The sequence below is a fragment of the Alphaproteobacteria bacterium genome (assembly GCA_024244705.1).
Lineage (GTDB): Bacteria > Pseudomonadota > Alphaproteobacteria > JAAEOK01 > JAAEOK01 > JAAEOK01.
In genome coordinates this window covers 1-6,248 of sequence record JAAEOK010000114.1, presented here as the reverse complement: position 1 = coordinate 6,248, position 6,248 = coordinate 1, and the positions used below count along the sequence as shown (strand labels likewise).

General features: G+C 63.6%; 5 protein-coding genes and 1 tRNA gene. 2 read left to right on the top strand and 4 right to left on the bottom strand.

Annotated features, from left to right (window positions below):
- Positions 1 to 275 precede the first annotated feature (275 nt).
- The 4 genes from GY791_21070 to GY791_21055 all read right to left on the bottom strand — a co-directional run bounded on the left by GY791_21070 (position 276) and on the right by GY791_21055 (position 3,501).
- A complete protein-coding gene (locus GY791_21070) occupies positions 276 to 545 on the bottom strand; it encodes a hypothetical protein (protein ID MCP4330887.1) in 270 nt (89 codons plus the stop codon).
- A gap of 152 nt (positions 546 to 697) precedes the next feature.
- Positions 698 to 1,660: a hypothetical protein gene (locus tag GY791_21065; GenBank protein MCP4330886.1), complete on the bottom strand. Its 963-nt coding sequence runs from the start codon at positions 1,658 to 1,660 to the stop codon at positions 698 to 700.
- Positions 1,661 to 1,871: 211 nt separating this feature from the next.
- Complete coding sequence (locus tag GY791_21060; GenBank protein ID MCP4330885.1) at positions 1,872 to 3,062, bottom strand: hypothetical protein; 1,191 nt, start codon at positions 3,060 to 3,062, stop codon at positions 1,872 to 1,874.
- Between the two features lie 363 nt (positions 3,063 to 3,425).
- A tRNA-Ile gene (locus GY791_21055) sits at positions 3,426 to 3,501 on the bottom strand.
- Between the two features lie 89 nt (positions 3,502 to 3,590).
- Here GY791_21055 and GY791_21050 point away from each other — a divergent pair.
- Together GY791_21050 and GY791_21045 are read left to right on the top strand one after the other, a co-directional pair.
- Positions 3,591 to 4,259, top strand: a complete 669-nt coding sequence (locus GY791_21050; GenBank protein MCP4330884.1) for a DUF805 domain-containing protein — start codon at positions 3,591 to 3,593, stop codon at positions 4,257 to 4,259.
- Between the two features lie 301 nt (positions 4,260 to 4,560).
- Positions 4,561 to 6,111 carry a hypothetical protein gene (locus GY791_21045; GenBank protein ID MCP4330883.1) on the top strand — a complete coding sequence of 517 codons (1,551 nt, stop codon included), beginning with the start codon at positions 4,561 to 4,563 and terminating at the stop codon, positions 6,109 to 6,111.
- The last annotated feature ends 137 nt before the right edge of the window (positions 6,112 to 6,248 follow it).

Below are 6,248 nucleotides of genomic sequence, written 5' to 3'. Positions count from 1 at the left end.
AACAGACGGTGGAAGGAACTTTATTGCGAGGGTGACGATGATGTGATGGCGAAACAGGGTAACCGGGATCGGCCAAACCCGAGGCATTGTCCGAGCCAAGAGCTCGCTAACGTGATGGGGCGTCGATCCTCGGATTCCATCAGGGCCCGCGGCAAAGACCATGCTGCATCCAGAGGCCGGATAGATGACTGCAAACCCAACCGCCACTAATCATCAAAACCGCTTGCAATCGGGCGGGTGTCCATATACGTCCATAGATGACAATGCCGGTGAGATTATTGCTGGCAGGCGACCGAGTTCTGCGCCATGAACGCCCCCAACGCCTGGAGTTCGTTCATCGTCATTTCGCCCTGAATGCGATTCGCCTCGGCGCGATCATTCTTGGCACTGGCCAGCATCCAGGCGCGTTGCGTTTCATTCAGATCGGCCATCGCGCTGTCGGCGATGCAGGCGCAGCCGCTCGCCGCCATCCACTGCTGGGTGCGGCATGCCGCTTCGATTTCTCCTCGCCGATCCGCTGAAGCGGCAGTCGGAATCAAGGCCATCGTCGTAAGTGTCACGATTGCAAGACTGCGCCAACGCATACCATCCCTCCCTATAAGTCGGCCAAGGTTCCGCGGCCCCTTCATGCGACGCTGCCCCGTGGACCCAGGCCGGAACTCTAGCCGACACCGACCGAGACTCAAAGCCGTCGTCGCTATCCGCCGAATGGCGCCGTCAGGTGAGGCAATTGGATGAGCGGATGATTGAGCCAGCGGATCCAGTCAAGGTTGAAGAATTGGGCAACATAGATCTCAGCGACAAAAGCGAACCAGAGTGCGAGCGCCAGCCCAAAGCCGATCGTGCGCCAGGCCGTTCCCCCACCCCAACGCATTGCCCGAACCGGGAATGATGCCTCGGGTGGCGGCGGTCCGGCCTCCAGATCCAACTGCCGAAACAGCATCTGTTCGACGGGCGACAAATCGGCTTGAGAGATCTCACCGGCTCGGACGAGGTTAAGAAGGGACTTGGCATAGACCCGGGCGCTGGCCATCCGCAGCCAGACAAAGAGGACAAAGACAGCGGCCGCCGCGGTGAGCCGGTAGAGATTCGCTATCTCCTCCATACGCTCCGGCGTCATTGCCGCGTCGTAGCCGATGAGGTTGCCGAACGCCAGAGGTGCGATCCGCAGTCCCATGATTACAGCACCCGCGGCCGCAAACACGAAGGCGAGGCGGGCACAGGCAAAAGGCCGCGCCCGGACGATTCGCCACAGCAGCGACAGGTCGAAAAACCGTGCCGGTTGGCCGCTGACCGATTGCCGTGCCTGGGCGAGCGGAAGAAAAAGTATCAGCACAAGGAAGAGGACGTAACCGAGCGCGGCAAGCGCCGGACCGACCCAGGCCTGTTCGTAGCCCTTATTGAAAGAGTTCTCCCAGCCGCCCCACCACGAGAGCAGCCAGAGTCCAAAGACGGGCAAGGTGACGGCCCAGGTCGTCACCAGGATCTGCACGCCAGCCTTCAGATTGGCCCACAAGGACCCAAAGGCCCACTCGAGCTGACGCCCCGCCCACGACCCCAATCCGCCTCGCGCTTCCGCCCGCCCATTCGCGATGCGGCCACCGTCACCCGTAATCCAGTTCGGCCACGCGGAGACGTCGAGCGGAAAACGGGAGCCCATGGCACATTCCCGATACCAGATTCGGATGGCGGATCGGCGCGCTGCGCGAGAACTCCAACCGACCACCAAGACCGCCGACACCGGCGTAAGGCAGAGCAGCACCCCGGCAAGCGGTAGCCAAAAAAGCCGAAAGACGCGCATCAAGATACCGCGCCGAATCGGTGCCGGGTGTTCAAAAGTGTTGTCGCTTGCGGCGGACCTCATCGCGTGCTCAGGCCAAAGCCTGATGGAGCGGCGGGCCCTCGGTCATGGGCGTGGCGAAGCCCATGATTGTGCCGACCGTCGCCGCCACGCTGATCTGGTCGGAAGGCGTGTCGATGACCCGATCGCGGGTGACTCCCGGCCCGAAGGCAAGCGTCCAGATCTCATGCGCCGACCGCGACCCGAAATGGTGCTGATAGGGTAGCGCCATGAAGGGATTGTCGTCGCGACCGCAATCGGGACAAATCACGAAGACCGTATTCTCGCGAAAGGCCGGGTGCGACTCGGCGGTTGCGACGAGCTGCTTGATACCCTGATCGATCACCGCGATGGCGCGCGTGTAGTGGCTCGCGTTGCCCCAGTGCACATAGTCGGGGTCCTGGTAGTTCACGATCATCAGGCGCGGCTCGAGCTCGCGGATGGCGCGGACGGCCAACTCGGTCAGTAGCCGGTCGCCGCGCGGATTGACGAACCCGGTGTCGCCGTAGCTCTCTCGCCAGCGGTCCCAAAACGCCTCGATATGGCCGTCGGGCTCACCGATGGCAGCGCGACGATAATCGCGCGCCTCGAGGTCGGCGAGCTGCGCCCGGGCAACAATCTCCTCCTCATCCGTCATACGGCCCTCGGCGAGCTGCCGGCGCAGGAGGTGTGCCTTGAATTGGTGCAGGCTGAGGACGTTGGACCGGTAGGTGACCCCATAGTGGTTATTAGTGCTGAAGGTGAGGAAGTCCTCATCGCCGCGGTCCTCGCCGTTCACGATCAGCGCTTGGTGTCCCGGCACGTCATAGGCCTTCCTCAGATACTCGAACAGGGTGGGCGCTTTCGGCTCGAAGCGCTCGCGCAGTAATTCGCCCTCGACGTCCTGGTAGCTGTCGTAGCGGCCGGTCAGGATGTAAAGCGTGCCTTGAGCGTGGCTGGTCTCGACACCCTCGGCGCTCGAGATCTCGACATTGCGGAACAGCGTACCGCGCGCGCCGAGGCCGTGAAGCAGATAGGGCGCATAGCTGGCGCCGGGGACAATCGTCTCCTGCCGGCGAACGCCGCCGCCGAAACGAACGATGATGACGTTGGGCCCGCGATATCCGGGACGGCGCTGCGCGAGGGCGCTGCCGCTACCCAGCACACCCGGGCCGGCGCTGGTCAGGACAGACCCGGCCGCCAGGCCTTTGAGGACGGATCTTCGATCGTAGGCAACGCCCATTTCTTGGGCCCGTATCTGCGGTCGTTCGCGTACTCCCCGTCATATAGGGACAACAACCTGAATATGCGATGAATAACCGCCGCCGTTCGGCCGCGGGGGATAAGCCGCAAAGGTCACGCCCCAACTCGGTCCGGCCTGTCTCCGCGTGTTGCCGTCTAGGCCGCCCGCAATCGCCCACTCGACGTAGCTCTCGGGCGTCCGAGCGCCTTTGCCTCCCAATTCTCCGTGCAATAGTCCTCGTCGGCGCGGCCCGGATGGCGCGCGCTGGCCTCAAAACCGAATCGCGCTGGCCGATCGCTAACCCGCGACGACGGCTAGCGCCTCAATACACCGCCCGGATGCCCGACATCTTGACTAAAGGCTTGGTGGCCCGGCAGGACTCGAACCTGCAAAGACACGGTTATTCGCGGCTTGTCCCGGCCAACTGAACTACGGGCACGCGCCCCCGCCCATATTAGTTGTCTTTGTGATTCACCGACAAAGGCCTATGATCCGGCTCTAGAGAACAGCAGAGACGTGGGCCGACCTATGCCGGTTAAAGCCCTCTTCTTTTCGTTCACCGGCCGCATCAACCGGGCCACTTATTGGACACGGGCGATGCCAGTCCTGCTGGCCTACGGCCTGCTCGTCAACCTTGTCGTACTTGTTGAAGTCGACGCGATCGGCTCGCAAGGTCCGGTATCGACGCTTCTCAGCCTGGCTGGCCTGTGGCCGAACTTGGCCGTTGCAGTAAAGCGGCTTCACGATCGGGATCGGTCTGGATGGTTCGTCCTAATTATCCTCATCCCGTTCATAGGCGCGATTTGGTTGATCATTGAGGTTTGGCTGCTTAAGGGCACAGAAGGCCCTAACCGGTTCGACGAGGCGCCGACGGCGACGGCGGCTCGGCCGGTCACGGCGGCTGCGTCCTGCGTGGTCCTCGCCGCGCTCATCTTCGCCGTCGGATTTGCGACCTGGTTCGAGCAGCGCGGTCCGGTTCCCGAGCGAGCCGCCCTGCCGCCGCCCATGTCTACAGATCCAAGCATGCCTCTACCGTTGGAGGAGAGCCCCGCCGCCGTCGAGCCACCAGCGTCGGCGGCCGCGCCCGTGGATCAAACCGGGCCGGTCGAGATTACACCAGATATGGTCGGGCCGGTTGAGTCAGATGAAACTCTTCCGGCCAAGGTTGTCGAGGACCCCTCATCGACCGGTAACTAGCCGGGTCATTGGGACGGGGCATCGACACCGTTTGGCACTTGCGGCCGTCAATGCCTGGTCGCAATGGCGGCAACGGGAGGTTCGGATGACAACTCATGGCGTTCTGTGGCCGCTGACCGGCCGCCGAAATCGACGATCGGACGCGTCCGCCAGCAGGCCTTCGAGGAATGGTCAGGTTGCGCCCAATTCTCGATGTCTCCGTGTCGCCATCGTCACGCTCGCCACGGCTCTAACCGTGTGGTCGCCCGTCGCCGGACAGACCTCATCGGAACGATATCTCGCGCAACTTTCCGGCGACGCCATGTCTGTCGAAGAGATGGCGGCTCGCCACCTCATGGCCGAGTCGGCCCGCGGCAACTACCCGATGGTCGAACAGCTGGTCGTCATCGGCGCCGACGTAAATGCCAAACTGGTAGACGGCACAACCGCCATCTATCTCGCCGCCGCAGCGGGACACCCTTTGGTCGTCGAACTGTTGCTGTCGGCCGATGCGATGGTCGACGACCGGTTCGGCGACGGCACCACGCCACTCTACGCTGCCGCCATGAACGGTCATGCACTCGTCGTCGACGTGCTGCTGTCGCGCGGCGCGACGGTCGACGCCAAGAGCGCGGTCGGCACAACGCCGCTCGCCGCGGCGGCGGGCCGGGGCAGCCTCGAAATTGTTCAAGCGTTGTTGGGCGCCGGCGCGAACGTGAATATCACCGGCGATCATGGCGCCAACCCCATACTCATGGCGGCGGCGGGCGGCAACGCGGCGGTCGTCGAGGCATTGCTCGACAGGGACGCCGATGTCGACGCCGTGACCGACATGGGCAATGGGCCCCTGCACTATGCGGCCGAACTCGGCCACGCCGACGTCCTAGAGGTGTTCCTCGACCACGGTGCTGCGATCGATCGTCGATCCGAGGACGGCGCGACACCGCTGTTCTTGGCCGCCATGCTCGGTCACGACCAGATCGTCGACCGATTGCTCGATTATGGCGCCGAACCCGACCAGACGGCCGTCCGTGGCGCGAGGCCCCTGCTGATTGCCGCCGAGAAGGGCCACGTGTCGGTCGTCCGCCGCCTGCTCGATGCCGGGGCCTCGACCGATGGCCCCGTCGACGACGAGGTCACCGCCCTCTATCTGGCTTCCGAGGTCGGCCACCTCGATATCGTCGATACCTTGCTTGCGGCCGGTGCCGACGTCAATCGCCCGACCTCCACCGGCGCGACACCGATCGTGATCGCCTATCAGGAGGAACACTACCCGATCGTCAAGCGGCTTCACGACCACGGCGCCGATTTCGAGGACATCTACCGCCGCCGCATCCGAACCCGACAGGGCGAGGAATTCAGGCTCCAACTGTGGACGTCGGAGATCGGGCCGACGATCATCATCAGCAGGCCTGGCCACGAGAACGCGATCCTTCGCCTGCCACAGGATGAATCGCGCGTCGAAAGCGTTCGGGCGACGCTCGACCCAGGATCCGTGGCGGCGACACCGGTTAGCGTGCTGCCCGACGAGCGCTTCGAGTTCCGGCCGTACCACCTCGTCGTGCCCGCGGCGACGGTCGGGCGCGAATATGGCGATGTCTCCGTCTTGGCGCTCGACGGGGATGATATTCGCGAGGACTTCATTCCGGCGGGCTATGTGCCCGATGCCGACGAGCCGGGCTTGCTCGCCCGACTCGGGGAATCACTGAGCGGTGGCGGGCCGGCGCCCACATTCGGCGAGGAGGCGCGTTATTCGGTTGGATTCCGGACGGCAGGTGGCGAGATACGCGTCGTTTTCGTCGCGCGCGAGCGCCTGGAACACCTGCAGTCGGTTCTCCCCGAATACGATCTTGATCCGGTCCTCGCCGACTAGCAGGGTGCTGAAAAAGTCGGTGAGATGGGCAGGGCTCGCAATAAAAGAATCGACACGGTGCCACTAGCGAAAAGAAAGAATCGCCCCCGGGTCATTTAGGAATCATTCTTGCTCAAATCCGTGCCGGAAATAGTTTT

Excerpts from the sequence above, each read along its gene's own strand:
- GY791_21070 (MCP4330887.1), bottom strand. The coding sequence starts at position 545 with ATGGCCTTGATTCCGACTGCCGCTTCAGCGGATCGGCGAGGAGAAATC.
- GY791_21065 (MCP4330886.1), bottom strand. The coding sequence starts at position 1,660 with ATGGGCTCCCGTTTTCCGCTCGACGTCTCCGCGTGGCCGAACTGGATT.
- GY791_21050 (MCP4330884.1), top strand. The coding sequence starts at position 3,591 with ATGCCGGTTAAAGCCCTCTTCTTTTCGTTCACCGGCCGCATCAACCGG.
- GY791_21045 (MCP4330883.1), top strand. The coding sequence starts at position 4,561 with ATGTCTGTCGAAGAGATGGCGGCTCGCCACCTCATGGCCGAGTCGGCC.
- GY791_21060 (MCP4330885.1), bottom strand. The coding sequence starts at position 3,062 with ATGGGCGTTGCCTACGATCGAAGATCCGTCCTCAAAGGCCTGGCGGCC.